This window comes from Zafaria sp. Z1313 (genome assembly GCF_050563205.1).
Lineage (GTDB): Bacteria > Actinomycetota > Actinomycetes > Actinomycetales > Micrococcaceae > JAZDCJ01.
This window is the reverse complement of record NZ_JBNWUK010000002.1, coordinates 59,246-85,302: the sequence shown is the minus strand read 5'-3', so window position 1 is coordinate 85,302 and position 26,057 is coordinate 59,246. Positions and strand designations below refer to the sequence as shown.

The window sequence follows — 26,057 nt, the reverse complement described above, 5'->3', positions numbered from 1 at the left end:
GCTAGACCTCCGCTCCCTTGGCCGCGGCCTTGCGCGTGCCCATCCGGCCCGCGATCTTCTTGAAGCCGCTCCATTGCGGCAGGACGAGCGCCAGCACCACCAGGACGGCGGAGATGAGCTTCATGTCGTTCGGCTGCAGCCCCGCCTGGAGCGCCAGCTGGATGACGACGCGGTAGAGGACCGAGCCGAGGACCACGGCGAGCGTCGCGATCCAGATGAGCCGCGAGCCGAAGATGGCCTGGCCGATGATGACGGAGGCGAGGCCGGCCAGGATGAGGCCGATGCCCATGCCGATGTCGGCGAAGCCCTGGTACTGGGCGATGAACGCGCCACACGTGGCGACGAGGCCGTTGGAGAGCGCGAGCCCGAGGATCTTCTGGTTGTCGGTGCTGACGCCGAAGCTGCGGATCATCTGTTCGTTGTCGCCCGTGGCCTGCATGGCCAGCCCCACGTCGGTGTGGAGGAACCAGTCGAGGACGAGCTTCACGACGAGGGCCACGAGCAGGAAGAGCAGGATGCTGACGATCCCACCGAGCAGGCCGGCCTCGCGCAGCGGGGTGATGAGGGTCTCCTCGCGCAGCAGCGGCAGGTTCGCCTTGCCCATGATGCGCAGGTTGATCGAGTACAGGGCGATCATCGTCAGGATGCCGGCGAGCAGCCCGTTGATCCTGCCCTTGGTGTGGAGCAGTCCGGTGACGACGCCGGCCGCGAGTCCGGCGCCGAAGGCCATCGCCGTCGCGAGCAGGGGCGGCACGCCGTTGATGATGGAGACGGCGGCGACGGCGGCCCCGGTCGTGAAGCTGCCGTCGACCGTGAGGTCGGGGAAGTCGAGGATCTTGAAGGTCAGGTAGACCCCGAGGGCCATGATCGCGTAGATCAGGCCCAGTTCAACCGCGGTGATCATGGTGCGGAACCTGGGTTTTCTCTTGGGTCGGGAGCGCCGCCGGTGGGTGTTCCGACGACGCTCCCTGAGGTGGTCGGGGGGATCTACTCGACGACGTGGTCGGCCTGATCGGTGAAGCCGTCCGGCAGCGTCACGCCCATGCGCTCGGCCGCACCCGGGTTGACGTAGAGCTCGAGGTCGCTCTGGGTCTCGACCGCCATCGAGGCCGGCTCGGCCTCGCCCTTGAGGATCTTCACGGCCATTTCGCCGGTCTGGTAACCGAGCTGCTCGTAGTTGATGCCGTAGGTGGCGACGGCGCCACGGGCGACCGAATCGCCCTCGCCAGCGACGATCGGCACCTTGCGGGTCTCGGCGACCTGGATCACGGATTCGAGGGCCGAGACGACGTTGTTGTCGGTCGGCACGTAGAAGGCGTCGACATCGAGCGACTGCGCGGCCTGCTGCACCTCGCCCGAGGTGCTGATGGCGGCTTCCTTCACTTCGAGGCCGAGCTCGGCCGCGGCCTCCTTGGCCAGCTCCACCTGGACGGTCGAGTTGGTCTCGCCGGAGGAGTAGACGATGCCGACGCTCTGTGCGTCCGGCGCCAGTTCCCTGATGAGGGCGATCTGCTCGGCGACCGGGTTCAGGTCGCTCGTTCCGGTCAGGTTGGAGCCGGGTGCCTCGAGGCTGTCGACGAGGTCGGCGGACACGGGATCGGTGACGGCGGTGAACAGCACAGGGATGTCCACGATGGCCTGGGCCGCCGCCTGGGCGCTCGGCGTGGCGATCGCGAGGACCAGGTCCTTGCCGTCGGAGGCGAACTTGCCGGCGATCGACGTGTTGGTCGCCGCATCCGCCTGGGCGTTCTGCTCGTCGAACACCACGGCGTCGCCCTCGTAGCCGGCGTCCGCGAGGGCCCGCTTGAACCCGGCGGCGGCGGCGTCGAGGGACGGGTGGGAGACGTACTGCACGATCCCGATCTCGACGGGGCCCTCGGCGCCCGGCGCGTCGCTGCCGCCGTCGCCGCAGGCGGTCAGGAGGAGGGCGGACGCCATCAGGGACGCGGCCAGCTTGGCCGACGTGGTGCTTTTCATGGGTTTCCTTTCATGGATCCGTCCGGGCGGCGGGCGCGTTCTTCGTCGGACGCGGCCCCGGCCGGGCGGCCGGTGGTTCTGCGGGTGGGAGTGCGGCGGGATCTTGACCGTCGTTTGACACCAACCACTAGATGGTACCTATGTCTCACGTCACAATGTCCACCTGTGACACGTCGCCGTGGACAAGCCGCGCCCATAGGACCCCACTTTCCAGACGAATCGTGTGAGGCGCCCCACAAGGGCAAGCTGCCGTCCACGAGTGCCGCTCCCCCTTGCCGGAGGGGCTGCCGGGCGGACGGCGGCGCCCGCCCCACTAGACTGGTGGGCACCATGGCCTTGACGATCACCTACCCGGAATTCCTGCCCGTCAGCTCCCGCCGCGAGGACATCATGGAGGCCATCCGCGGCCACCAGGTCGTCGTGGTGGCGGGCGAGACCGGCTCCGGAAAGACGACCCAGCTGCCGAAGATGCTCCTCGAGCTCGGCTTCGGCGAGAACGGCTCCATCGGCCACACCCAGCCGCGCCGCCTCGCGGCACGCACGGTCGCCGAGCGGCTCGCCGAGGAGCTCGGCGTCCGGATCGGCGACGAAGTGGGATTCCAGGTCCGCTTCACGGCGCAGACCTCGCGCTCCACGCGCGTCAAGGTCATGACCGACGGCATCCTCCTCGCCGAGATCCAGCACGATCCGATGCTGCGCCGCTACGACGCCATCATCATCGACGAGGCCCACGAGCGCAGCCTGAACATCGACTTCCTCCTCGGCTTCCTCAAGCGGCTGCTCCCCCGCCGCCCGGAGCTCAAGCTCGTCATCACGTCGGCGACGATCGACCCCGAGCGCTTCGCCCGGCACTTCGGCGCGCCCGCGTCCCCCGGGGACGACGGCGCCGTCGTCCCTCCCGAGGGCGGCCCCGCGGTCGTCCCCGCACCCGTCGTCGAGGTCTCGGGCCGCACCTACCCCGTCGAGATCCGGTACCGCCCACTGAACCCGGCCGAGGGCCTGGACCCCGACGAGCTCGACCCGGACGCCAGCGAGGAGGACCGCGACCCCCTCGACGCCGTGTGCGACGCCGTCGACGAGCTCTCCCGCGAGGCTCCCGGCGACATCCTCGTCTTCTTCTCGGGCGAGCGCGAGATCCGCGACGCCGCCGAGGCCCTGCGGGCGCGCGTGCAATCGAGCCGGCGGCTGGCCGGGACCGAGATCCTGCCCCTCTTCGCCCGCTTGTCCCTCGTCGAGCAGCACAAGGTCTTCCACCCGGGCGGGGCGCGGAGGATCGTCCTGGCGACGAACGTCGCCGAGACGTCGCTCACCGTCCCCGGTATCAAGTACGTCATCGACACCGGGACGGCCCGCATCTCCCGCTACTCGCACCGCACCAAGGTGCAGCGGCTGCCGATCGAGCGGATCTCGCAGGCCAGCGCCAACCAGCGCTCCGGCCGCTGCGGCCGCGTCTCGGACGGCATCGCGATCCGCCTCTACTCCGAGGAGGACTTCGCCTCCCGCCCCGAGTTCACCGATCCGGAGATCCTGCGCACCAACCTCGCCGCCGTCATCCTGCAGATGGCCGCGATGGGCGTCGTCGACTCGCCCCAGGACGTGGCCGGCTTCCCGTTCGTCGAGCCGCCGGACTCCAAGGCCGTGGCCGACGGCGTGGCCCTCCTGCGCGAGCTCGGGGCGTTGTCGACGGCGGGCGGGGCCGGCATCACGCCGACCGGACGCCAGCTCGCCCAGCTTCCCGTCGACGTGAGGCTGGGCCGGATGATCGTCGAGTCGGGCCGGCGAGGCTGCGCCAAGGAGGTCATGGTCCTCGCCGCCGCCCTGACGATCCAGGATCCCCGGGAGCGCCCCTCCCAGGAGACGGGCCAGCGGGAGCGGGCCCAGGAGCTGCACCGGCGCTTCGCCGATCCGAAGTCCGACTTCTCCGGCTACCTGAACCTCTGGCGCTACCTGCAGGAGCAGCAGAAGGAGCTCTCCTCCTCGGCCTTCCGCCGGCTGTGCCGCAACGAGTTCATCAACTACCTGCGCGTGCGCGAGTGGCAGGACCTGTTCGCGCAGCTGCGCCAGCTCGCCAAGCCGCTCGGCATCACGCTCAGCACCGGTCCCGTGGACCCGGCCGGGCTGGAGCGCCAGATCCACACGAGCCTGCTCGCCGGCCTCCTGAGCCACATCGGGTCCTACGACGAGCGCAAGCGGGAGTACGCCGGCGCGCGCGGGACCCGCTTCGCCGTCTTCCCCGGCTCGGCGCTGTTCAAGAAGTCCCCGGACTGGGTCATGGCCGCGGAGCTCGTCGAGACGAGCCGGCTGTGGGCCCGGACCGTGGCTGCCTTCGACCCCGCCTGGGTCGAGGAGGTCGCGCCGGAGCTGCTCAAGCGCAGCTACTCCGAACCGCACTGGTCCCGCCGCCTGGGCTCCGTCATGGGGTACGAGAAGGCGACCCTCTACGGGGTCCCGGTCATCCCGCACCGCAGGATCCAGTACGGCCGCGTGGACCCGGAGCTGAGCCGCGAGCTCTTCATCCGGCATGCGCTCGTCGAAGGTGATTGGAAGACGCACCACCCCTTCTTCCAGCGCAACCGCAAGCTGCTCGAGGACGTCGAGGAGCTCGAAACCCGCATGCGGCGGCGGGACCTGCGGATCTCCGACGAGGACCTGTTCGACTTCTACGACCGCCGGATCGGCCCCGGCGTGGTCTCCGAACGCCACTTCGACCGCTGGTGGAAGCGCACGCGGCAGAAGGACCCGGCCCTACTGGACTTCGATCCGCAGGACGTCCTGCAGGCCGACGCCGAGGAGCTGGACCAGGACGCCTTCCCCCGCACCTGGCGCCACGGCTCGCTGGACCTGGAGCTCTCCTACGAGTTCAACCCCGGCGCCGCGCCCGGCGAATCCGACGGCGTGACGGTCCGCGTTCCCGTGCTCTTCCTCAATCAGCTGGACCCGGAGCGCTTCCGCTGGCAGATCCCCGGGCTGCGCACCGAGCTCGTCACCGCGCTGATCAAGTCCCTCCCCAAGGCCGTGCGGAAGAACTTCGTCCCCGCTCCCGATGTCGCCCGGCAGGCCGCGGCCGCCCTCGGCAGCGACTTCGACCCGGCCGTCGACGCGCTGGAGGCCTCGCTCGAGCTGGCGCTGCGCCGGCTCAAGGGGCACGTGGTGCCCCCGGGGCAGTGGAACTGGGACGCCGTCCCGGCGCATCTGCGGCCGGGCTTCGAGGTCGTCGACGCCTCGGGGCGGGTCCTCGACCGATCCAAGGACCTCGCGCTGCTCCAGGAGAGGCTCGCCGAGCAGAACCGCCGCGCGCTGGCGGCCTCGCTCGGCGGTGCCGGCGACCGGCTGCTGGCCTTGGCGCAGGCGGGCACGGCCGCCCCGGACTCCCGCGGCACCGGGCGGCAGCCGTCCCGTGGAGGCGCCGCTGCGGCGTCCGGCCGCGCGACGCCCCCGGACGGGAACGGGCAGGGCCAGGGAGCGGCCGGCGACGGCGGTCCGGGCCGCCACGGCGCGGCGCCCGCCGGGCGCGAACCGGGGCGCGGCGGCCCCTCGGCCGCTCCCGTGCCCGGCCGCGGCCGGACGGCGCGCTCGGCGCCCGTCTGGGAACGGAGCGGCCTGACGGCCTGGGACGGGACCCTCGGCAACGCCGGCACGATCGAGGTGAAGGTCGCGACAAACGTCATGGGACAAGAGGTCACGGCGTACCCCGGCCTGCTGGACCGCGGCGCCTCGGTGGACCTGACGGTCTTCCGCGACCCGTTGGAGCAGGCCGCGGCGCACCGCTCGGGCGTCATCCGCCTCCTGCTGCTGCGCGTCCCGTCCCCCGCGCGGTACGTCCTGGACCACCTGAACAACCAGGAGAAGCTCGTCTTCACGCAGAATCCGCACGGCTCGGTCGCCACGCTCATCGACGATTGCACCTTCGCGGCCGTGGACAAGCTCGTCCCGGCCGCGCTGCCCTACACGCGCGCGGACTTCGACGCGCTCTTCGAAACGGTCCGCGCCGAGCTGATCGACACGGTGTTCTCCGTGACCGCCGTCGTGGAGAAGGTGCTCTCCTCGGCGCGCCGCATCGAGCGGCGCCTCGGGAAGGCCGCCTCACCGGCGCTCGTCAACGCGTTCATGGACGTCCGCACGCAGCTGCAGCAGCTCGTCTTCCCCGGCTTCGTGGCCCGCACCGGCTACGCCCAGCTGGCCCACCTGCCGCGCTACCTCGCCGCGATCGAGCGGCGCCTGGACAAGCTCGAGGCCTCAGGAGCGGGCCGGGACACGCCCGCGATGCTGACGGTCCAGGGGCTCGAGGACGACTACGACGCCGCCCTCGACGCGCTCCCGGACGGCGTCCGCACGCCCGCGGCCCTCGCGGCGGTGAAGTGGATGATCGAGGAACTGCGCGTGAGCCTGTTCGCCCAGGAACTCGGGACCGCGCACTCGGTCTCCGAGAAGCGCGTCCGCACGGCACTGCGCGAGGCGGCCGCCTAACCCTGCGGGACGAACTCCGCGTGGCCGTCCTCGATGAGCGCCGCGCGGAGCTTCTCCGCGTTCGCGTCGAGTCGCGCGGGATCCGGGTTGGCGTCCGCGCGTGCCAGGTCGAAGTCGGCGAGGGAGGCCGTGGGCCAGACGTGCACGTGCAGGTGGGGCACCTCGAAACCGGCGACGAGCAGTCCGGCCCGCTGGGAGGAGAACGCACGCTTCTGAGCGCGGCCGACGGTCCGGGCCACGCGCAGCAGCTTGTCCAGCAGCTCCGGCTCCGCGTCCGTCCACTCGTCGACCTCCTCGCGCGGGACGACCAGCGCGTGTCCATCGGTCAGCGGGCCGATCGAGAGGAAGACGACGACCTCCGGATCCTTCCAGACGAAGCGGCCGGGGATCGCGCCGTCGATGATCTTCGTGAACAGGGTGCTCATGGATGCCTTTCAGTCGGTGGTGTGCGCCCGGGGATCCGGTGCGCCGCCTTCGGTGCCCGTGGCCGCCTCGCGCGTGGCATCGGCCGACCATTGTGACCAGGAACCGGGAAACAGGGACGCCTCTTCGCCGAGATGGTCCAGGACCGCCACGAGGAACGCCGCCGTGACGCCGGATCCACAGTAGGCGGCCGTGGGACCGCCCACGGCCCCGAGCCCGGCCACGCGCCCGCACAGCACGTCCCGCGGCAGCAGGCGTCCGGCGTCGTCCAGGCACTCCGCGGCCGGAAGGTTCAGCGCCCCGGGAATGTGTCCGCGGCGGGGATCGACGGGCTCGGCCTCTCCCCGGTAGCGTCCGCCCGCCCGGGCATCGAGGAGGACCCCGCGGCCCGGCCAGGCAGCGGCCTCGTCGATGTCGATCACGGGCATCACGCCCCATCCCGGGGCCGCGTTGCCCGCCTCCGGCCGCACGGCGCCGGCCTCGAGGGGGCGGCCCGCCTCGGTCCAGGCCCGCAGCCCGCCGTCGAGGACGGAGACGTCGGTGAAGCCGGCATGGCGCAGGAGCCACCAGGCGCGGGCCGCCGAGAGCCCGCCGACGGCGTCGTACGCGACGAGGGCATCGCCGTCGTGAACTCCCCAGCGCCGCACCGCACGGGCGAACTCCGCCGGATCCGGCAGCGGATGGCGTCCGGCCCCGGGCGTGCCGTGGGACGCGAGCTCGGACTCGAGGTCCACGTACACGGCGCCGGGCAGGTGCCCCTGGGCGAACGCTGCCCGGCCGTCCGGCGCGCCGAGCGCCCAGCGGACGTCGAGCAGCACGATCCGCTCCCCGGATTCCAGCCGTTCGGCGAGTCCGGCGGCGCTGATGAAGGTCTCCACCCTGCCAGCGTAGCGGCTGCCCGGTAGGGTGTCCTGCGTGGAGAGTCCCCTGCCGCCGCCCCGTCCCGCGTCCGTTGGTCCCCTGGCTTCGTTGCGGGGGCGTGAGTGGGTCGACGAGGCCGTGCGGGTGATCGAGGCGGAGAACAACCGCTCGGCGGACACGCACCTGCACCGGCTGCCGCTGCCCGGGCACTGGGGCGTGCAGCTCTACCTCAAGGACGAGTCCACCCACCGCACCGGGAGCCTGAAGCACCGCCTGGCCCGCTCCCTGTTCCTCTACGGGCTCGTCAACGGGTGGATCACCGAGTCCACGCCGATCGTGGAGGCCTCCAGCGGCAGCACCGCGGTCTCCGAGGCCTACTACGCCCAGCTGCTCGGCCTGGACTTCACCGCCGTCATGGCCCGCGGCACGAGCGCCGAGAAGATCGCCCTGATCGAGCGCTTCGGCGGCCGCTGCCTGCTCGTGAAGGACGCCTCCGAGGTCTACGCCCGCGCCGAGGCCGTCGCCGCCGACTCCGGCGGACACTACATGGACCAGTTCACCTACGCCGAACGGGCCACCGACTGGCGCGGGAACAACAACATCGCCGAGTCCCTCCTGGGCCAGCTCGCCCGCGAACCCCACCCGGTCCCGGAATGGATCGTGGCCGGAGCCGGGACCGGCGGCACGAGCGCGACCATCGGCCGCTACCTGCGCTACCACCGCCTGCCCACCCGCCTGGCCGTCGCGGACCCGGAGGGCTCCGCGTTCGCGCCCGCCTGGGACGCCTGGCGCTCCGGGAAGGGCGCCGCGGCCGCCGCCGCCGCGACCGGGCGGGCCAGCCGGATCGAGGGCATCGGCCGGCCCCGCATGGAACCGAGCTTCATCCCCTCCGTCATCGACGAGATGCGCACCGTGCCCGACGGCGCCTCCGTGGCCGCGATGAACCACCTGGCCCGCTTCGCCCACCTCGAGGCCGGCCCCTCCACCGGCACCAACCTCTGGCTCGCCTGGCAGCTCGCCGCCGAGATGGTCGCCACGGGCCGCACCGGGAGCATCGTGACCCTGCTCTGCGACGGCGCCGAACGCTACCGGGGCACCCACCGCGACCCCGCCTGGCTTGCGGGCCAGGGCATCGACCCCGCCCCCTACGACGGCATGATCGACCGCTTCCTCGAATGCGGTCGCTGGGACGGGGCGCCGGACGGCGGCTAGACCTCGAGCACCTCGCCGGGCTCCAGCCGGCGGAAGCCCAGGCCGTAGCGGGCGGCGATCCGGCCGACGTGGGCGTCGGCCAGCGCCAGGCCGCGCTCGTTCAGGAGGCCGTCGTGGATCGGGACCGCAAGCCCGGCACGCACCGCGACGACGAAGTCGAGCACCTCGGCCAGCTTGGACCACGGCGCGTGCAGCGGCACCAGCAGGATCCTGATTCCGGGGGCGTCGGGGACGATGAACGAATCGCCGGGGTGGTAGAGGACGCCGTCGACGACGTAGCCCAGGTTCGCCACGAGCGGGATGTGGGGGTGGATCAGCGCGTGCTGCCCACCCTGGGCCAGCACGTCGAAGCCCGCGGCCTCGAACCTCTCCCCCGGCCCGAGGGTCCGCAGGCGCCGCTCCACGGCCGGCCCGAGCGGATGTCCCCGCAAGGCGTCGACGACCGACGAGGGTCCGTGGAGCAGGACGCCGTCGGCGCCGGCGAGCCACTCCAGGACCACGTCGGCATCGATGTGGTCGGCGTGCTCGTGGGTGACCAGGACGGCGTCGGCGCCCTCCAGCGCGGCCGGGAGGTCGCTGAACGAACCGGGGTCGATGACCAGGACGCGCCCGCCCTCTTCCAACCGCACGCAGGAGTGTCCGTGTCTGGTGAGCCGCATGCTCCCACAGTAGCCGCGGCCGCGGCCCCGCGCGAGGGCGCGCTGGTAGGCTGGAGGGCGACTCGACGGCCCCGGTCCGGCGGCCCGAGACCGCACCCAACCCGCCCAGGAGGGACCCCCATGGCCGACACCGGCGCACCCGCCCGCGGAGGCGAACAACGCGTCACCCGGCAGCGCCTTGCCGTGGGATCCGCCCTGGGCGAGCTCGAGGACTTCGTCACCGCCCAGGAGCTCCACCGCTGGCTCCAGGACCGCGGCGAAAAGGTCTCCCTCGCCACCGTGTACCGCATCCTCCAGTCGATGACCGATGACGGACTGCTGGACGTGCTGCGCGCCGTGGACGGCGAGGCCTCCTACCGGCGGTGCGCCGCCGAGCACCACCACCATCACCTGGTCTGCCGCTCGTGCGGCAAGGCCGTGGAGGTGGAGGCCCCGGCGGTCGAGGCCTGGGCCGCGCGCGTCGCCGCGGAGCACGGCTTCACCGAGCCCAGCCACACGGTCGAGATCTACGGGCTGTGCCCCGACTGCGGCACGAGCGCTTCCGCCTAGCCCTTCTTCGTCTCTGCTGCCGTGGCACCCGCACTGGCCGGGACCGCCGACCTGGCCCGTCCCACTCTCCCGCCAAAGCTGTGGATAACACGCTTCCGCGGCCCCGCCGGCTGACATGCTGGGGGCAACGGACAAGGAGAACCCATGGACACGACACCACTGACCGGACGCCACGGCTCACCGTGGACCGACGCCGACTACGAGCTCCTGGCCCGCTCGGTGCGGGAGGGATGCACGCTGCCGGAGATCGAGCGGCGGCTCGACCGCACGGCGACGGCGATGGGGCCGCGGTTGCGGAGGATGATGCCCGTCGACCAGCGGAAGGCGCCCCTGGAGCTGGTCCTCCCCGCGTTGAGTGAGCGGCTCCAGGACCCGGACTACGACTGGCGGGCCATGATGCTCCAGGACACACCGGTGGTCCGCCCGCCGGACATCGTCCTCTCTGGGATCGAGGGGCTCGACGACCAGGACCTGGTGGAGCTCGCCTTCCACCTCTTGAAGACCGAGGATCCGCCACCGCGGCTCGCGGATCGGCTGGTGCGCGAGGCCCAGTCCCGAGCGCACGTCATAGCCCGGCTCCACCGAAAGGTGGAGGCACTGCTGGTCTTCCGCGGCGCCGAAGAGGAGACCGCCGCCTACAGGGCGGGGCCGTGGATCAATGCCGCGCGGGCACGCCCCGCGTACGACGATGTCGCGCGCCCGGGCCCGTCGGCCGCCTCGTGGTACGGCGGCCCGTGGGGCCTTTCGGGCCGCGGCGACGACGGGCGCCAGTACAGCTCCGCGGGTGCCTGGGAGGACGACGATCCGCCACGTGGGACCGGTTCCGGCTACTCCTCCCCCGGCGAATCCCCCTACTGAGCCGGGGAGCGCTCAGGCCCGCACGGCCTCCGGCTGAGGACGGCGTGCCCCGCCCCGGGGGTGGCGGACCTTGCCACGCCGCCACGCGACGAGCCGGCAGACCAGGTAGATCAGGAAGGAGATCGTCGTGACATAGGGGCTGATGGGAAGCCGCCCGGCGAGGGCCAGCAGGATCCCGCCGACCACGCTCGTCACGGCGAAGGCGATGCTCAGGGCGACGGTGAACGCGGGCCGCGCCGTCACGCGCAGGGCGGCGGCGGCAGGGGTGATCAGCAGGCTCAGGACGAGCAGCGCGCCGACGACCTGGATGGACAGTGCCACCGCGAGCCCCAGCAGGAGCATAAAGGCGACCGACAGGCGTCCCGCGGGCACGCCGCGCGCCGCCGCCACCACGGGATCGGCGCTGACGAACGTCAGGGGGCGCCAGATCAGCAGCAGCCCCGCGACGACGACCACGGCGCACCCGGTGAGGAGTCCGAGCTGGACGTCGTCCACGGCCACGATCTGGCCCGTCAGCAGCCCGAACTTGTTGGCGCTGCGCCCCTCGTAGAGCGACAGGAACAGGATGCCGAGCCCGAGCCCGAAGGGCATGAGCACGCCGATGATCGAGTTCCTGTCGCGCGCGTTGGCGCCCAGGATGCCCAGGACGACGGCGGCGAGGAGCGAACCGACCACGGACCCGAGCACGACGTTGGCGCCGATGAGCAGCGCGAAGGCCGCCCCGGCGAAGCTCAGCTCGGCGATGCCGTGGACGGCGAAGCCCATGTCCCGCATCATGACGAAGATCCCGATCAGGCCTCCGACAAGGCCCAGCACGGCTCCGGCGATGATCGAGTTCCGCACGAGCGGGAGCAGCTCGGCGTAGTTCTCGAAGCTGAAGATCGTCCCCAACAGCTCAGAAGCGTCCATCGTGCTCCTCCTCCCCGTGGTGGTGGGCGACGGCATCGGGAATCCCGGCGACGATGATCCGCCCGTTGGCGTGGAAGACGTCGATCGGGCTGCCGTACAGGGCGCTGAGGACCTCCGACGTCATGACCTCGCGCGGCGTTCCGACGTGGAAGCGGCCTCCCGCGAGGTAGAGGACGCGGTCCACATAGTCCAGGACGGGGTTGATCTCGTGGGTTACGAACACGACGGCACTGCCCTGCTCGCACGCCTGGCGGTGGATCAGGGAGGACACGGCCTGCTGGTGGTGCAGGTCGAGCGACAGCAGCGGCTCGTCGCACAGGAGCAGCCGCGGGTCGTCGGCGAGGGCCTGGGCCGCCCGCAGTCGCTGCTGCTCGCCGCCCGAGAGCTGGCCGACGGGGCGGTCCGCGTACCCGGTGGCGCCCACCAGTTCCAAGAGCTCGTCGACCCGGCGCTGCATCGCCCTGCGCCCTCCGAGGCGGACGCCCCAGCGGTGTCCGTCCAGGCCCAGTGCCACGAGGTCGCGCGCCCGCAGCGGCGTGTCGTCGGCGAAGTTCTTCTGCTGCGGAATCGTGCCGATCAGGCGGGAGCCGCGCGTGGCGGGGCGGCCCGAGACCTCGACGGTGCCCTCGCTCAGCTCCTGCAGCCCCAGCAGCACGCGCAGGAGGGTCGTCTTGCCGGAGCCGTTGGGGCCGAGCACGGCGAGGAATTCGCCGGGGGCGATGTCGAGGTCGAGTCCCTCCCACAGCGTCCTGCGTCCGAACGTCAGCCCGGCGCCGCGCAGGCGGACCGCGGGCGTCGTGCTGGCTGCCCTATCCGGCAAGCGCGGCCTCCAGAGCCTCGATGTTGCCCGTCATCCAGGACGCGAAGTCCTCCGAGTCAGGGATGGTCTCGGTGAACTCTACAACAGGAACGCCGGCCCGCTCGGCGGCCTGCCGGACGGCCTCGGTCTGGGCGCTCGAGGTCTGCTCGTTGTAGGCGAGCACGGCGACCGTCCCGTCCTCGAGGACGTCCAGCATGTGCCGCTGCAGCAGGGGGGAGACGTCCTCGCCGTGCTCGATCGCGGCGCTGTAGCCCTCCGGCGTGGCATCACGCAGGCCCGCTTCGACGAGGAGGTAGTAGGGCACGGGCTCGGTCATGGCGAAGGCGCGTCCGTCAGCCGCCGCGGAGAGCTCGGTGAGCTTGGCCTCGACGGGCGCGAGGGACTCCTCGAAGGCCGTGGCGTTGGCCCGGAAGGATTCGGCCTCGTCCGGCACCAGGGCGGCGAGTCGTTCGGCGACCGCGTGGGCCAGCGCGACGACGGTGTGGACGTCGTACCAGACGTGCTCGTTGTACGCGGCGTGCACGTGGCCGTCCTCCTCGGCGTGCTCCTCGTCCCCGTGTCCTTCTCCCTCGTGGTCATGGTCGCCGTCCTCTTCGGCGTGGGCGGCCTCCGAGAAGTCGACGGCGCGCAGCACCTGCTCCTCCTCGAGACCCAGGTCGTCGATCAGCACGTCGGCGAAGGCGTCGTAGCCTCCCCCGTTGGCGACGACGAGGTCCGCCTTGGAGAGCGCGAGCTTGTCCTGGGCCGTGGCCTCGTAGGAGTGCGGGTCCTGCGCGATGCGGTCGATGATGGACTCGACCTCGACGGCGTCTCCCCCGACGGTGCGGGCGATGTCCCCGTAGACGCTCGTCGAGGCGACGATCCGCGGCCCATCCGCTTCCGGATCAGGGGCCGCCGCTCCGGACGCGCAGCCCGTCGCGGCGAGAAGTGCCGCGAGGGCGAGGGGAAGGGCGGTTCGACGCATGGAGGGGCCTTTCAGCACAGAGTAAAGGGGTGCCCGTCAAGGACACCCCTTCACTCTAACTCAAATGAGATTCATTTGCATTATGGTCCGTGCCGTTGAGCCGCCGGATGCCATGGCTCTGCGTCGCGTCCCGGATCTCGCCGACGAGTTGTTCCAGCACGTCCTCGAGGAACAGGATGCCCAGCGTCGTTCCGTCGGGTGCGTTGACGCGGGCCAGATGCGATCCGGTCCGCTGCATCACCGCGAGCGCGTCCTCGACCTCGTCCTCCGGGCGCAGGTTCGCCAGGCTGCGCAGGCGGGTGACCGGAATCGGGTCCTCGTAGCGCGCCTGGGGAATGCCCATGACGTCCTTGAGGTGCAGGTAGCCGCTGAGTTCGCCCTCGTCGTCGAGCATGACGAACCGGGAGAACCCCGTCCGGCCGACCGCGCGTTCGAACGTGGCCGGGGTGGTGGTCGAGGGCAGCGAGACGAGCTGCCCCACGGGGACCATGATCTTCTCCGCCGTGTAGTCGGAGAACTCGAGCGCCCCGGACAACAGGCCCGACTCGTCCTCGACGAGGCCGTGCCGCGTGGACTCCTCCACGATGCTCTGGACTTCCTCGAGGGTGAACGAGGAGGTCACCTCGTCCTTCGGCTCCACCTTCATCAAGCGGAGGGCGTGGTTCGCGATCCAGTTCAGGACCACCACGACGGGGAAGACCACCTTGGACAGCCAGAGCAGCGGCGGCGCAAGGACCAGGACGGCCTTGTCGGCCACGCTCACGGAGATGTTCTTGGGGACCATCTCGCCGAAGGTCACGTGCAGGAACGTCACGATCATCAGCGCGAGGATGAAGGCCGCGCTGTCGGCGGCCTCGTGCGGCAGGCCCAACGCCTCCAGGGGCGCGGCGAAGAGGTGGTGGATCGCCGGCTCGGCCACGTTGAGGATCAACAGCGAGCAGACCGTGATGCCCAGCTGGCAGACGGCCAGCATGAGCGAGACGTTCTCCATGGCCCGCAACGCGGTGCGCGCCGATGCCCTGCCCTGCTCGGCCAGCGGCTCGATCTGGCTGCGTCGGGCCGTCATCACGGCGAACTCGGCGCCGACGAAGAAGGCGTTGCCGATGAGCAGGACCACCAGCCAGAAGATTCCAGCCCAGTCGTTCATCGCCCCTCCTCCTGCACCGCGGGTTCGGCGGGCCTGAAGCTCACCCGTTCGACCCGGCGCGCGTCCATGGCCTCCACCACGAGCCGTCCGTGGCCGGCCTCGACCGCGTCGCCCACGGACGGAATGCGCCCGAGCTCGCTCATGATGTAGCCGCCGACGGTCTCGTAGGCCGCGTCGTCGGGCACCTCGATGCCCGGGACCTGCTCGGTCACCTCGTCCGGCCTGAGCAGCCCCGGGAAGTACCAGATGCCCGTGGCGGACTGCAGCACGCCGGGCTTGACGCGGTCGTGCTCGTCAGAGACCTCGCCGACGATCTCCTCGACGAGGTCCTCGAGCGTGACCATGCCCGCCGTGCCGCCGTACTCGTCGAGCACCATGGCGACCTGGAGGTTCGCCTCGCGCAGCTCCGAGATCAGGGAGTTCAGGTGGACGGTCTCCGGGACGGAGATGATCTCCGTCATGATGTTCGCAGCCACGAGTTCGCCGCGGCGGTCGCGCGGCACGGCCACCGCCTTCTTGACGTGGCAGACGCCGAGGACGTCGTCGGCGGACTCGCCGATGACGGGGAAGCGGGAGTACCCCGTGCGCCGCGCCGTCTCGATGATGGCCGGGATCGGCTCGTCGGAGCGCACCGTCTCCATCCGGATGCGCGGCGTCATCACGTCGGCCGCCGAGCGGTCGGAGAAGCGCAGGGTCCGGGCCAGGAAGTTCGCCGTGTCGCGGTCCAAGGTGCCCATGTCGGCCGAACGGCGGACGAGGGAGGCGAGCTCGGCCGGGCTGCGCGCGCCCGAGATCTCCTCCTTCGCCTCGAGGCCGAAGAGGTGCAGGACCCGGTTGGAGAACCCGTTCAGGACGACGATGGCCGGCTTGAAGACCGCCGTGAAGACGAGCTGCGGCCGGGCGAGGATCCGCCCCACGGCGAACGCCTCGGCAATCGCGAGGTTCTTGGGGATGAGCTCGCCGATGACCATCGAGAAGAGCGTGGCCAAGACCATCGCGACGATGAGCGATATGGGGGCCGAGGCCTCGCCGAGGCCGGCGCCCTCGAGGACGGGGGTCAGCAGCCGGCCGACGGAGGGCTCCATGACGTAGCCCGTCAGGAGCGTCGTCAGGGTGATGCCCAGCTGGCACGAGGACAACTGGGTCGACAGCGACTTGAGGCACTTCATGAGGGTCGCCGCCTTCTTGTCGCCCGCGTCCACGGCGCGCTGCACCGTGGTCTGGTCAAGGGCGACGAGGGAGAACTCGACGGCGACGAAGAACCCGGTTCCGAGGATCAGCAGGACGCCGAAGGCCAGGAACAACCATTCCATCTAGCGCGCCACCGCCCCGGTGGCAGGAACTGGGCGCGGGGACCACGGTCCCCCGGCAAGGGTCAAGCCGCGTCTAGAAGGCTCCGAGGAGTCGGCGGCATCGGGAAGGCTGGGCGTGGAAATGCCGGCGCTGCGCGCGTACGCGACGGGCCGGCACGGTGAGTGACTGTCCATAAGGGCTCCAGTCTACAGAACCACGGGCCCGAGCCGCACGGCCCAGGCCCGTTCATCCCGCGTTCGCGGCGCGTTTGCCGCGTCGTCACCGCGACCACGGCGCCCCGCGCCGTGCCGGGGACGTGCCGTGCTTCACACCCGCCCGACGGCCGCGCGGTGATTCGCAACGGCGCGCCGAAAGTCATTAGACTGGCCGCAGGTCGAGGACTATGTCGTCGCAGACGTCCAGCACTGGCTGCACAGCACCGCGGCGAGGCAACCAAGGAAGAGGCGTATCACCGTGCCAGAGCAACCGCACCACCGTTTGACCGAGGAATTCGGAGGGAACGAGTGGCTCGTCGACGAGCTGTACCAGCAGTTCCTGCGGGACAAGGAATCCGTCGACAAGAAGTGGTGGGACATCTTCGAGTCGTTCTCCCAGGACGGCAGCGGCACGGGATCCAACGGCGCGCCCGCGGCGGCCCCGGCGTCGTCCGCCCCGGCACGGCCCGGCAGGGAACCGGCGACCCCGGCCGCTCCGCGCCCGGCCACGCACGCCCGCGTGGTCGACACGACCGGCACGACGGCCGGCTCCTCCTCCGAGTCCTCCACCGGGACCTCCAGCGAGCGGGTCCCGGCGGACCCCGAGAAGGACAAGACCAAGTCCCCCGCCAAGCCGGCCCCCAAGACCCAGCCCATCCCGGCCGAGCTGCCCAAGTCCGCATCGTCCCAGGACACGGCCGAAGAGGACAAGGTCTCTCCGTTGCGCGGCCCCGCCAAGGCGATCGCCACCAACATGGAGCAGAGCCTGGAGGTCCCGACCGCGACGACGGTGCGCGCCGTCCCCGCCAAGGCCCTGATCGACAACCGGATCGTCATCAACAGCCACCTGAAGCGCGCCCGCGGCGGCAAGGTCTCCTTCACCCACCTCATCGGCTTCGCCGTGGTCCGCGCCCTCAAGCTCTTCCCCTCGCAGAACGTCACCTACCAGGTCGTCGACGGCAAGCCGGTGGCCGTTCAGCCGGCGCACGTGAACTTCGGCATCGCGATCGACATGCCCAAGCCCGACGGCTCGCGCCTCCTCGTGGTCCCGAACATCAAGAAGGCCGAGACCATGAACTTCTCGGAGTTCTGGAACACCTACGAGGACCTCATCCGCCGCGCCCGCAACGGCAAGCTCACCGCGGACGACTACGCCGGCACGACGGTCTCGCTGACCAACCCCGGTGGCATCGGCACCGTGCACTCGGTCCCGCGCCTGTCCAAGGGCCAGGCCACGATCGTCGGCGTGGGCGCCCTCGAGTACCCTGCCGAGTTCCGCGGTGCGAGCGAGAAGACCATCGCCTCGCAGGGCGTGGGCAAGATCATCACGCTGACCTCCACCTACGACCACCGCGTCATCCAGGGCGCCGGCTCGGGCGAGTTCCTGCGCCTCGTCGAGTCCCTCCTGCTCGGCGAGCAGGGCTTCTACGACGAGATCTTCGAGGCCCTGCGCATCCCCTACGAGCCGGTCCGCTGGGTCGTCGACAACCAGGTCGACGTCGAGCTGCAGGTCAACAAGATCGCCCGGATCCAGCAGCTCATCCACGCCTACCGCGTGCGCGGCCACCTCATGGCCGACACCAACCCGCTCGAGTACGTCCAGCGCCGCCACCCGGACCTCGACATCCAGACCTACGGCCTGACGCTGTGGGACCTGGACCGTGAGTGGGTCACGGGCGGCTTCGGCGGCCAGCCCCGCCTTCCGCTGCGCAAGATCCTCGGCGTCCTGCGCGATGCCTACTGCCGCACCACCGGCATCGAGTACATGCACATCCAGGATCCGGTCGAGCGCGAGTGGTTCCAGTCCGAGCTCGAGCACGAGTACAGCAAGCCGACCCGCGAGGAGCAGCTGCGCATCCTTGGCACCCTCAACGCCGCAGAGGCGTTCGAGACGTTCCTGCAGACCAAGTTCGTGGGCCAGAAGCGCTTCTCCCTCGAAGGCGGCGAGTCCCTCATCCCGCTGCTCGACGGCATCATCTCCGACGCCGCCGACGCCGGCCTGGACGAGGTCGCGATCGGCATGGCCCACCGCGGACGCCTCAACGTCCTGACCAACATCGCCGGCAAGACCTACGCGCAGGTGTTCCGCGAGTTCGAGGGCACGCAGGACCCGCGCAGCGTCCAGGGCTCGGGCGACGTCAAGTACCACCTCGGCACCGAAGGGCGCTTCACCTCCGAGCACGGCAACGAGACCAAGGTCTACCTCGCCGCGAACCCCTCCCACCTCGAGGCGGTCGACCCCGTGCTCCAGGGCATCGTCCGCGCCAAGCAGGACCGGCTCGGCGAGGACGGCGAGGCCTTCAACGTCCTGCCGATCCTCGTGCACGGCGACGCGGCCTTCGCGGGCCAGGGCGTCGTCGCGGAGACCCTGAACCTCTCCCAGCTGCGCGGCTACCGGACGGGCGGCACGATCCACGTCGTCGTGAACAACCAGGTCGGCTTCACGACCTCGCCCACCGCCTCGCGCTCCTCCGTCTACTCGACCGACGTCGCCAAGATGGTCCAGGCGCCCGTCTTCCACGTCAACGGGGACGACCCCGAGGCCGTCGTGCGCGTCGCGCAGTTCGCGTTCAAGTACCGCCAGCGCTTCAACAAGGACGTCGTCATCGACCTGGTCTGCTACCGCCGCCGCGGACACAACGAGGGCGACGACCCCTCGATGACGCAGCCGATGATGTACAACCTCATCGAGGCCAAGCGGTCCACGCGCAAGCTCTACACCGAGGCCCTCGTCGGACGCGGCGACATCACGCAGGACGAGGCGGACCAGGCCCTGCGCGACTACCAGGAGCGCCTCGAGCGCGTCTTCTCCGAGACGCACGCGGCGCAGACCTCGCCGATCCCCGTGATCAGCAGCGACGGCCGCTCGGTGCACGACCTCGAGCTTCCGACCTCGCAGGTCGACGACGAGGCCACGCCGTCACGCAGCGAGACCGCGATCAGCGCCGAGACGCTGGCCCGGATCGGCTCCGCGCATGTCGACATCCCCGAGGGCTTCACGGTGCACCCGAAGCTCAAGGCGCTCCTGGAGCGCCGCGAGCAGATGTCGCGTGAAGGCGGCATCGACTGGGGCTTCGCCGAGATCGCGGCCTTCGGCTCGCTGTCCATGGAAGGCGTCCCGGTCCGGCTCGCCGGCCAGGACTCCCGCCGCGGCACGTTCGTCCAGCGCCACGCGGTGTTCCACGACCGCGCGAACGGCGCCGTGTGGATGCCGCTGCAGCACCTCTCCGAGGAGCAGGCGAACCTCTGGATCTACGACTCGCTGCTCTCCGAATACGCGGCCATGGGCTTCGAGTACGGCTACTCCGTCGAGCGGCCCGACGCGCTCGTGTTGTGGGAGGCGCAGTTCGGAGACTTCGTCAACGGCGCCCAGACGGTCATCGACGAGTTCATCTCCTCCGCCGAGCAGAAGTGGGGGCAGCGCTCCTCGCTCGTCCTGATGCTGCCGCACGGCTACGAGGGCCAGGGACCGGACCACTCCTCCGCCCGCATCGAGCGCTTCCTGCAGATGTGTGCCGAGGAGAACATGGTCGTGGCCAACCCGTCGACGGGCGCGAACCACTTCCACCTGCTCCGCCGCCAGGCCTACGCCCGCCCGCGCAAGCCGCTCGTGATCTTCACGCCGAAGCAGCTCCTGCGCCTCAAGGCCGCCGCCTGCTCGGTCTCCGACTTCACGCAGGGCGGCTTCCGCCCGGTGATCGGCGACACGGGCTCGCTCGACGCCAAGAAGGTCGAGCGCGTCCTGCTCGTCTCCGGGCGCCTGTACTACGACCTCGAGGCCGCGCGGAAGAAGGCCTCGGACCAGACCACGGCGATCGTCCGCGTCGAGCAGCTCTACCCGCTGCCGCTCGAGGAGATCAAGGCCGAACTGGCGAAGTACCCGAACGCCGAGGTCGTCTGGGCGCAGGACGAGCCCGCGAACCAGGGTCCGTGGCCGTTCATCGGCCTGAACCTGGCCCCGCAGCTCGACTCCGGGCTGGGCCTCGCGTCGCGTTCGGCCTCGGCGGCGACCTCGACCGGCTCGCACAAGCGCCACGAGGTGGAGCAGGCCGAGCTGCTCAAGCAGGCCTTCGGCCGCTGACGCGGAAGGTACGACGCCGGGGGGCGGGACGCGCTGTCGTCCCGCCCTCCGGCGTAGGGTCCCCTGTTAGTGTTGAATCCAGCCGCCTAGAAAGGTCTTTCGTGGAAGCACGCACACTCCGTATCGCCGCCGTCGGCAACGAGCTCCTGGCCGGTCACGGCGATCCCCGGGCGCTCGGCTGGTACGGCCGCGTCCTCGCCCGGACCACGGGCGAGAACCTGCGGGTCCAGAGCTACACCCTGGCCGCGCCCGGCGAAGGCACCGAGGCGCTGGCCCAGCGGTGGATCGAGGAGGCCGGTCGCCGCCTGTCCGAGGAGCACGAGAACCGCCTCGTGATCGGCCTCTCCGACGCGGATCTGGACCTCGGCCTCTCCACCGCGCGGTCGCGGCTGAATCTGGCGAACATCCTCGACGCCGCGTCCCAGATGAGCATCAAGGCCATGGTCGTCGGTCCCGTTCCGGGCCTCGACGCCGAACGCAACGCGCGCCTCGCCGAACTGTCGGCGGCCTACGCCGACGTGGCGAACCGCCGCCGCCACGCCTACGTGGACACGTTCACCCCGCTGCAGAACCACGAGCAGTGGCGCACGGATCTGGCGGCCAACGACGGGCTGCCCGGCCAAGCGGGACACGGCCTCATGGCGTGGCTCGTCCTCCACCGTGGCTGGTACACGTGGCTCGGACTCCCGGAGCCGTCCGCCTGACCGGCAGGCGGCCGCGCCCCGCCGCGCTGCCCGCCGCGACCCGACGGCACCACTCAAGGCCCGGACGGCTTCCGTCCGGGCCTTGCGCGTCGCGGTATCGCGATATATCGTGAATGACAACGCGATATAACGCATCGCACCGAATCCAGCTGGAGGAACCCATGGAATCATCCACGCCACGGGACGGCGACTGGTCCGTCGAGGGCCCGCAGACGCTCGAGATCGAGGGAGTGCAGTCCCTCGATGCCGGCATCGTCGGCGGACGCATCGACGTCATCGTCCACCAGGAGCCCGTCGTCCGCGTCGAGGTCTCCGCCGTCCACGGCCCGCCCCTGACCCTGGAGCTGCGCGGCGGACGACTCAAGCTGCGCCATCGCGACGACGGCCCCCTCGGATCGGTCGGCGTGCTCATCCGCGGCATCGGCCGTCGTGGCGGGGCGCGCCACGAGGCCGTGCTGAGCATCGCCGTCCCCGCCGGCGTCCCGGTCCGTGCCGCCACGGTCGACGGCGACGGCCTCGTCTGCGGGGTCGACGCCGACGTCGAGCTCAAGACGGTCTCGGGCTCCATCATGGCCGACGACACACAGGGGCGGCTCCGCGCCGCGACCGTGAGCGGCGAGGTGATCGTGCGCCACCACAGCGGACCGCTGACCGCCGAGAGCGTCTCCGGCGAGGTCACGGCCTCCGGCTGGCTCGAGCATGTGCGGGCCAAGACGGTGAGCGGCGACGTCGCCGTCGACCTGCTCGGGGAACCGCGCAGCGTCGGCGTCTCCGCCGTGAGCGGCGACGTGACGGTGCGCGTCCCGGCGGCGAGCGGCGTGCACGTCTCCGCCCGTTCCACGAGCGGCTCCATCACCGTCGGCGAGCAGCGCTTCACGGGCCTGGCCGAGAAGGTCGACACGCACCTCGGCCCGTCGGGCGGCGCGCTCGAGCTCACCGCGACGACGGTCTCGGGTGCGCTGGCGGTGTTCCACCGCGACGAGGCGACGGCGGCGGGCTAGGCATGGCCGTCTTCGCCCACGGAGCGCTCCGCCTCTACCTGCTCTCGCTCCTCGCCGACGGCGACATGCACGGCTACGAGCTCATCCGCGCCCTGGAGGACCGCTTCGGCGGAACCTACAAGCCCAGCGCGGGCACCGTATATCCACGCCTCGCCAAGCTCGAACAGGAGGGGCTGGTCGCGACGGTGCCCGACGGGCGGCGGACCATCTACGGCATCACGGCCGCCGGCCGCCGGGAGCTCGCCGAGCGCGGGGACGAGCTGCACGGGATCGAGGCCGACATCTCCGCCACGGTCCGCGAGCTCGCCGATACCCTGCGCGACGAGTTGCGCCAGTCGATGCGGGGACTGCGCGCGGACCTGGCGGCCTCCGCCGAGGAGGCCAGGGGCCGGGCCCGCTCCGCTCCCGCCTCCGCGCGCGAGCGGCGGACGCGCCACGGCTCCCCCGCCGCCGGCGACTTCCAGACGGCCGCGCGCGAACTCGAGCGGCTTGTCGACGACTTCCGGACCGAGGCCAGGGTCCTCGTGCGGCGGGCCGGGCGGGAGGCGCTCGACGAGGTCGCCGCGGAGACCGTCCGCACCGTCCTGGACCAGGCCCTGGCCTCCATGCGCTCGGTCCTGCGGCGCGAGTCGAACACGGCCCCGCCTGGTTAGGAGGGGCCGGGGCGATGTGGGAGACTGGTACGCAGTCCCTGTACGGATCGACGTTAGGAGTCACCATGAGCAAGCGTGCACGTAAGCGCCGTGACCGTAAGCGTGGCGGAGCGAACCACGGTAAGCGCCCCAACACCTGAGCGGTAGCTGAGGAAACGGCGGAGGCCCGCACCCATCCGGGTGCGGGCCTCCGCTGCGTCCTGGGGGCCGCGCCGTCGACGACGCGCCGGAGAAGATCGGCGTCGTTCCGGATCAGCCGTGGCCGACCTCGATCCGGATCTCGCTGATCCGGGCCATGATCCGCCCCTTGAGCGCCTCCGGCGCCGCCTCCTGGCAGCTGCGCCGCACGACGGAGCGGATGATGCACTCGAGGTCGTATTCCTTGGCGCACTCGTCGCAGTGCTCCAGATGGTCCTTGACCTCGTTGAGGTCCTTGAGCGACAGCGCGCCGTCGAGGTACTCGTACAGCCTGACGATGCGGTTGTCGTCGCAGTCGCCCAGCGAATGACAGTCGCCCATTACTTCTTCTCCTGCCCCGCGGCGCGCCGGCCGCTCGTCCTTGTCGTCTCGATCCCCATGCCGCGCTCCGCCGCGTAGTCCGCCAGCAGCTCGCGCAGCTGCTTCCGGCCGCGGTGCAGCCGGGACATCACGGTGCCCATCGGGATGCCCAGGATTCCCGCGACTTCCTTGTAGGAGAACCCCTCCACGTCGGCGAAGTACACGGCGAGCCGGAACTCCTCCGGGATGGCCTGGAGCGCGTCCTTCACGTCCGAGTCGGGCAAGTGGTCCAGCGCCTCGGCCTCGGCCGACTTCAGCCCACCCGGGGTGTGCTCGGCCGCCTGCGCCATCTGCCAGTCCTCGACCTGGTCCGTACTGGAGCGCAGCGGTTCACGCTGCCTCTTGCGGTAGAGGTTGATGTAGGTGTTCGTCAGGATGCGGTAGAGCCAGGCCTTGAGGTTGGTGCCCGGCTTGTACTGGTGGAACGCCGAGTACGCCTTGGTGTAGGCCTCCTGGACCAGGTCCTCGGCGTCGCTGGGGTTGCGCGCCATGCGCATGGCGGCCGAATACAGCTGGTCCACGTACTGCAGCGCGTCGGCCTCGAACCGCGCACGCCGCTGGGCGTCGGTCTCCACGCCGTCGGGCATGGTGTCTGTGGTCTCGCTGGTCTCGCTCATCGCTGCCCAGTCTACGCGCGGCCCCTCCAGACCCGTCCGCGGTGCCTCGATCACCGGTGCCGCCATGCGTTCCCCTTCCCGTGCCGCCGGGCCGCTGCGTGCCCGGCCCTCGAAGCGGGACACGGCCCACGGCCGTCCCTTCAGGAGGACGCCGGACGACGCGGACCTATTCCCGGCGCGAATCCATCTCGCGCCCAAAAAGTGCAAGACTAGGGGCAGCCAACCGCAACCGATGATCCGGAGGAACCCATGTCTCCCGTGCGTGCGATCGCCCGCCCCCTGCTGGCTTCAAGCTTCATCTGGTCCGGCGTCGAACGCCTGCGCAAGCCCGAGGAGGCCGGAGAGCAGCTGCGTCCCACGCTGCGCCGCGCTTCGGCTGTCCTGCCGCAGCTGCGCGAGGCCGCCGAGAAGCCCGCGCTCGTGGCCCGCGTCATCGGCGGCGTGCAGGTCATCGCCGGCGTGCTGTTCGCCCTCGGCCGGTTCCCGCGCCTCTCCGCATCGCTCCTCGTCGGCTCCTCCCTCCTCGCCTCGGTCGACGGCTCCTCGCCGCACCGCACCGGGGACCGCCTGAAGAACGCCTCCCTCGCGGGCGGCGTCCTGCTCGCGAGCGTCGACACGGCCGGGCAGCCGTCGATCGCCTGGCGCGCCCAGCACCTCACGGCCGATGCGCGCAAGCAGCTGCACCGCACCAACAAGGAGCTCGGCCGCGCCGTCAAGCGCACGGCCGCGGATGCCCGCAAGTCCGCCGAGTCGGTGATCGGGCACTAACGCCGTCCCCATGAGCAGCACCGCCTCCTCCCCCGCACCCTGGCCGGCTCCCCACGTCACGGGCCCCGTGGACGCCGTCGTCCAGGTCCCCGCGTCGAAGTCCCTGACCAACCGCTACCTGGTCCTCGCGGCCGTCGCGGACGGGCCGAGCCGGCTGCGTTCCCCGCTCTTCTCGCGCGACTCGGAGCTCATGATCGCCGCGCTCGAGGCGCTGGGCGCACGGATCCGGCGCGTGCCGGGCGAGGGGCGCTTCGGCCCCGACCTCGTCGTGGAACCCATCGGGGGGACGGTCCCGGACCGCGCCGTGGACTGCGGCCTCGCGGGGACGGTCATGCGCTTCGTCCCTCCCGTCGCGGCGCTCGTTCCCGGACGCACCTCCTTCGACGGCGACCCGCACGCCCGCGCGCGTCCCATGGGACCGGTTGTGGAGGCGCTCCGCCAGCTCGGGATCCAGATCGACGACGCCGGGTCCGGCTCCCTGCCGTTCACGGTGGAGGGCGGCGGCCGCGTCCCGGGGGGACGCCTCGTCATCGACGCGAGCGGTTCCTCCCAGTTCGTCTCCGCCCTGCTGCTCGTGGGCGCGCGGTTCGAGGAAGGCCTCCACCTCGAGCACGTCGGCAAGCCCGTGCCGAGCCTGGACCACATCCGCATGACCATCGAGGTCCTGCGTGGCGCGGGCGTCGAGGTCGACGATTCCGTCCCGGACCACTGGGTCGTCTCCCCGGGCACGATCCGGGCGTTCGACGTCGTCATCGAGCAGGACCTCTCCAACGCCGGCCCGTTCCTGGCGGCCGCGCTGGCCACGGGGGGCACGGTGCGGATCCCGGGCTGGCCCGCGGAGACCACCCAGGTCGGCGACCTCTGGCGGGACATCCTCGAGCGCATGGGCGCCACGGTGGAGTACGACGGCGGGACGCTGACGGTGACGGGCAGCGGCAGCATCGCCGGCATCGACCTCGCGGACGCCTCGGAGCTGGCCCCCACGGTCGCGGCGCTCTGCGCGCTCGCCGAGTCCCCGTCGCGCTTGAGCGGGATCGCGCACCTGCGCGGGCACGAGACCGACCGACTGGCCGCCCTCGTCGCCGAGATCAACCGGCTGGGCGGGGACGCCGAGGAGACGGCCGACGGGATCGTCGTCCGGCCTCGGCCCCTGACGGGGACCGTGGTCCGCAGCTACGCGGACCACCGCATGGCCACGGCGGGCGCCGTCATCGGCCTGCGCGTGCCGGGCGTCAGGGTCGAGGACATCGGCACGACGTCCAAGACCATGCCGGAGTTCCCCGGGCTCTGGGCGGACCTGGCCGCCACGGCGCGGGACTGA

The 26,057-nt window shown here is 71.3% G+C and carries 23 protein-coding genes; 11 read left to right on the top strand and 12 right to left on the bottom strand.

The genetic code is table 11. From position 1 onward, the window contains the following. Position 1: 1 nt before the first annotated feature. Positions 2 to 904: an ABC transporter permease gene (locus ACQ3I4_RS03630; protein WP_430632828.1), complete on the bottom strand. Its 903-nt coding sequence runs from the start codon at positions 902 to 904 to the stop codon at positions 2 to 4. A gap of 83 nt (positions 905 to 987) precedes the next feature. After that, a complete protein-coding gene (locus tag ACQ3I4_RS03625) occupies positions 988 to 1,977 on the bottom strand; it encodes an ABC transporter substrate-binding protein (protein ID WP_329861024.1) in 990 nt (329 codons plus the stop codon). Between the two features lie 330 nt (positions 1,978 to 2,307). Between ACQ3I4_RS03625 and hrpA the strand changes: the two genes are divergently transcribed. Then, positions 2,308 to 6,444 carry an ATP-dependent RNA helicase HrpA gene (gene hrpA, locus ACQ3I4_RS03620; RefSeq protein WP_430632827.1) on the top strand — a complete coding sequence of 1,379 codons (4,137 nt, stop codon included), beginning with the start codon at positions 2,308 to 2,310 and terminating at the stop codon, positions 6,442 to 6,444. On the opposite strand, the gene ACQ3I4_RS03615 is transcribed toward hrpA, so the two are convergent. Both ACQ3I4_RS03615 and ACQ3I4_RS03610 read right to left on the bottom strand, forming a co-directional pair. Further along, a complete protein-coding gene (locus tag ACQ3I4_RS03615; RefSeq protein WP_430632826.1) occupies positions 6,441 to 6,869 on the bottom strand; it encodes an HIT family protein in 429 nt (142 codons plus the stop codon). The genes hrpA and ACQ3I4_RS03615 overlap by 4 nt on opposite strands. 9 nt (positions 6,870 to 6,878) lie before the next feature. Next, on the bottom strand, positions 6,879 to 7,745 hold the full coding sequence (locus ACQ3I4_RS03610; RefSeq protein ID WP_430632825.1) for a sulfurtransferase: 867 nt from the start codon (positions 7,743 to 7,745) through the stop codon (positions 6,879 to 6,881). 91 nt (positions 7,746 to 7,836) lie between these two features. Between ACQ3I4_RS03610 and ACQ3I4_RS03605 the strand changes: the two genes are divergently transcribed. Further along, the gene (locus ACQ3I4_RS03605; protein WP_430632960.1) at positions 7,837 to 8,940 is read left to right on the top strand and encodes a PLP-dependent cysteine synthase family protein; all 1,104 of its coding nucleotides are present in this window, start codon (positions 7,837 to 7,839) and stop codon (positions 8,938 to 8,940) included. Here the strand turns inward: ACQ3I4_RS03605 and ACQ3I4_RS03600 are convergent. Beyond that, positions 8,937 to 9,599, bottom strand: a complete 663-nt coding sequence (locus tag ACQ3I4_RS03600) for an MBL fold metallo-hydrolase (protein ID WP_430632824.1) — start codon at positions 9,597 to 9,599, stop codon at positions 8,937 to 8,939. The genes ACQ3I4_RS03605 and ACQ3I4_RS03600 overlap by 4 nt on opposite strands. Before the next feature lie 120 nt (positions 9,600 to 9,719). Between ACQ3I4_RS03600 and ACQ3I4_RS03595 the strand changes: the two genes are divergently transcribed. Further along, on the top strand, positions 9,720 to 10,148 hold the full coding sequence (locus ACQ3I4_RS03595; RefSeq protein WP_329863075.1) for a Fur family transcriptional regulator: 429 nt from the start codon (positions 9,720 to 9,722) through the stop codon (positions 10,146 to 10,148). Between the two features lie 144 nt (positions 10,149 to 10,292). After that, entirely contained in the window at positions 10,293 to 11,006 is a 714-nt protein-coding gene (locus tag ACQ3I4_RS03590; protein ID WP_329863074.1) for a hypothetical protein, read from the top strand. Positions 11,007 to 11,018: 12 nt separating this feature from the next. Here the strand turns inward: ACQ3I4_RS03590 and ACQ3I4_RS03585 are convergent, their stop codons facing one another. The 5 genes from ACQ3I4_RS03585 to ACQ3I4_RS03565 are packed head-to-tail and all read right to left on the bottom strand — an operon-like array spanning position 11,019 to position 16,159. Beyond that, positions 11,019 to 11,915, bottom strand: coding sequence for a metal ABC transporter permease (locus tag ACQ3I4_RS03585; RefSeq protein WP_329863072.1), 897 nt, complete (start codon positions 11,913 to 11,915; stop codon positions 11,019 to 11,021). Beyond that, positions 11,902 to 12,735: a metal ABC transporter ATP-binding protein gene (locus tag ACQ3I4_RS03580; RefSeq protein WP_430632823.1), complete on the bottom strand. Its 834-nt coding sequence runs from the start codon at positions 12,733 to 12,735 to the stop codon at positions 11,902 to 11,904. The genes ACQ3I4_RS03585 and ACQ3I4_RS03580 overlap by 14 nt, the downstream gene beginning before the upstream one ends. Continuing rightward, positions 12,725 to 13,699, bottom strand: a complete 975-nt coding sequence (locus ACQ3I4_RS03575) for a metal ABC transporter solute-binding protein, Zn/Mn family (protein ID WP_430632822.1) — start codon at positions 13,697 to 13,699, stop codon at positions 12,725 to 12,727. The genes ACQ3I4_RS03580 and ACQ3I4_RS03575 overlap by 11 nt, the downstream gene beginning before the upstream one ends. Positions 13,700 to 13,754: 55 nt before the next feature. After that, positions 13,755 to 14,846, bottom strand: a complete 1,092-nt coding sequence (locus ACQ3I4_RS03570; protein ID WP_430632821.1) for a hemolysin family protein — start codon at positions 14,844 to 14,846, stop codon at positions 13,755 to 13,757. Then, a complete protein-coding gene (locus ACQ3I4_RS03565) occupies positions 14,843 to 16,159 on the bottom strand; it encodes a hemolysin family protein (RefSeq protein WP_329863064.1) in 1,317 nt (438 codons plus the stop codon). The genes ACQ3I4_RS03570 and ACQ3I4_RS03565 overlap by 4 nt, the downstream gene beginning before the upstream one ends. 454 nt (positions 16,160 to 16,613) lie before the next feature. Between ACQ3I4_RS03565 and ACQ3I4_RS03560 the strand changes: the two genes are divergently transcribed. From ACQ3I4_RS03560 to ACQ3I4_RS03540, 5 genes are all read left to right on the top strand, one after another. Further along, entirely contained in the window at positions 16,614 to 20,435 is a 3,822-nt protein-coding gene (locus ACQ3I4_RS03560) for a multifunctional oxoglutarate decarboxylase/oxoglutarate dehydrogenase thiamine pyrophosphate-binding subunit/dihydrolipoyllysine-residue succinyltransferase subunit (RefSeq protein WP_430632820.1), read from the top strand. A 101-nt stretch (positions 20,436 to 20,536) separates the two neighbouring features. After that, on the top strand, positions 20,537 to 21,139 hold the full coding sequence (locus tag ACQ3I4_RS03555) for a GDSL-type esterase/lipase family protein (protein ID WP_329863060.1): 603 nt from the start codon (positions 20,537 to 20,539) through the stop codon (positions 21,137 to 21,139). A 161-nt stretch (positions 21,140 to 21,300) separates the two neighbouring features. Next, complete coding sequence (locus ACQ3I4_RS03550) at positions 21,301 to 22,140, top strand: DUF4097 family beta strand repeat-containing protein (protein WP_430632819.1); 840 nt, start codon at positions 21,301 to 21,303, stop codon at positions 22,138 to 22,140. 2 nt (positions 22,141 to 22,142) lie between these two features. Next, positions 22,143 to 22,793 (top strand): PadR family transcriptional regulator, encoded by a 651-nt coding sequence (locus tag ACQ3I4_RS03545; RefSeq protein ID WP_430632818.1) that lies wholly within the window; start codon positions 22,143 to 22,145, stop codon positions 22,791 to 22,793. A gap of 65 nt (positions 22,794 to 22,858) precedes the next feature. Then, positions 22,859 to 22,933: a 50S ribosomal protein bL37 gene (locus tag ACQ3I4_RS03540; protein ID WP_369299106.1), complete on the top strand. Its 75-nt coding sequence runs from the start codon at positions 22,859 to 22,861 to the stop codon at positions 22,931 to 22,933. Positions 22,934 to 23,045: 112 nt separating this feature from the next. Here the strand turns inward: ACQ3I4_RS03540 and rsrA are convergent, their stop codons facing one another. Together rsrA and ACQ3I4_RS03530 are read right to left on the bottom strand one after the other, a co-directional pair. Beyond that, positions 23,046 to 23,312 carry a mycothiol system anti-sigma-R factor gene (gene rsrA, locus ACQ3I4_RS03535; protein WP_329863049.1) on the bottom strand — a complete coding sequence of 89 codons (267 nt, stop codon included), beginning with the start codon at positions 23,310 to 23,312 and terminating at the stop codon, positions 23,046 to 23,048. Then, the gene (locus ACQ3I4_RS03530) at positions 23,312 to 23,968 is read right to left on the bottom strand and encodes a sigma-70 family RNA polymerase sigma factor (protein ID WP_430632817.1); all 657 of its coding nucleotides are present in this window, start codon (positions 23,966 to 23,968) and stop codon (positions 23,312 to 23,314) included. Before ACQ3I4_RS03530 ends, rsrA begins: the two co-directional genes overlap by 1 nt. Positions 23,969 to 24,217: 249 nt before the next feature. Between ACQ3I4_RS03530 and ACQ3I4_RS03525 the strand changes: the two genes are divergently transcribed. Then, complete coding sequence (locus ACQ3I4_RS03525) at positions 24,218 to 24,736, top strand: DoxX family protein (protein WP_329863048.1); 519 nt, start codon at positions 24,218 to 24,220, stop codon at positions 24,734 to 24,736. A 10-nt stretch (positions 24,737 to 24,746) separates the two neighbouring features. Then, positions 24,747 to 26,057, top strand: a complete 1,311-nt coding sequence (gene aroA / locus ACQ3I4_RS03520; RefSeq protein ID WP_430632816.1) for a 3-phosphoshikimate 1-carboxyvinyltransferase — start codon at positions 24,747 to 24,749, stop codon at positions 26,055 to 26,057.

Coding starts and splice junctions, on each gene's coding strand:
- ACQ3I4_RS03630 (WP_430632828.1), bottom strand. CDS start 904: ATGATCACCGCGGTTGAACTGGGCCTGATCTACGCGATCATGGCCCTC.
- ACQ3I4_RS03625 (WP_329861024.1), bottom strand. CDS start 1,977: ATGAAAAGCACCACGTCGGCCAAGCTGGCCGCGTCCCTGATGGCGTCC.
- hrpA (WP_430632827.1), top strand. CDS start 2,308: ATGGCCTTGACGATCACCTACCCGGAATTCCTGCCCGTCAGCTCCCGC.
- ACQ3I4_RS03615 (WP_430632826.1), bottom strand. CDS start 6,869: ATGAGCACCCTGTTCACGAAGATCATCGACGGCGCGATCCCCGGCCGC.
- ACQ3I4_RS03600 (WP_430632824.1), bottom strand. CDS start 9,599: ATGCGGCTCACCAGACACGGACACTCCTGCGTGCGGTTGGAAGAGGGC.
- ACQ3I4_RS03595 (WP_329863075.1), top strand. CDS start 9,720: ATGGCCGACACCGGCGCACCCGCCCGCGGAGGCGAACAACGCGTCACC.
- ACQ3I4_RS03590 (WP_329863074.1), top strand. CDS start 10,293: ATGGACACGACACCACTGACCGGACGCCACGGCTCACCGTGGACCGAC.
- ACQ3I4_RS03585 (WP_329863072.1), bottom strand. CDS start 11,915: ATGGACGCTTCTGAGCTGTTGGGGACGATCTTCAGCTTCGAGAACTAC.
- ACQ3I4_RS03575 (WP_430632822.1), bottom strand. CDS start 13,699: ATGCGTCGAACCGCCCTTCCCCTCGCCCTCGCGGCACTTCTCGCCGCG.
- ACQ3I4_RS03570 (WP_430632821.1), bottom strand. CDS start 14,846: ATGAACGACTGGGCTGGAATCTTCTGGCTGGTGGTCCTGCTCATCGGC.
- ACQ3I4_RS03565 (WP_329863064.1), bottom strand. CDS start 16,159: ATGGAATGGTTGTTCCTGGCCTTCGGCGTCCTGCTGATCCTCGGAACC.
- ACQ3I4_RS03550 (WP_430632819.1), top strand. CDS start 21,301: ATGGAATCATCCACGCCACGGGACGGCGACTGGTCCGTCGAGGGCCCG.
- ACQ3I4_RS03545 (WP_430632818.1), top strand. CDS start 22,143: ATGGCCGTCTTCGCCCACGGAGCGCTCCGCCTCTACCTGCTCTCGCTC.
- rsrA (WP_329863049.1), bottom strand. CDS start 23,312: ATGGGCGACTGTCATTCGCTGGGCGACTGCGACGACAACCGCATCGTC.
- ACQ3I4_RS03530 (WP_430632817.1), bottom strand. CDS start 23,968: ATGAGCGAGACCAGCGAGACCACAGACACCATGCCCGACGGCGTGGAG.
- ACQ3I4_RS03525 (WP_329863048.1), top strand. CDS start 24,218: ATGTCTCCCGTGCGTGCGATCGCCCGCCCCCTGCTGGCTTCAAGCTTC.
- aroA (WP_430632816.1), top strand. CDS start 24,747: ATGAGCAGCACCGCCTCCTCCCCCGCACCCTGGCCGGCTCCCCACGTC.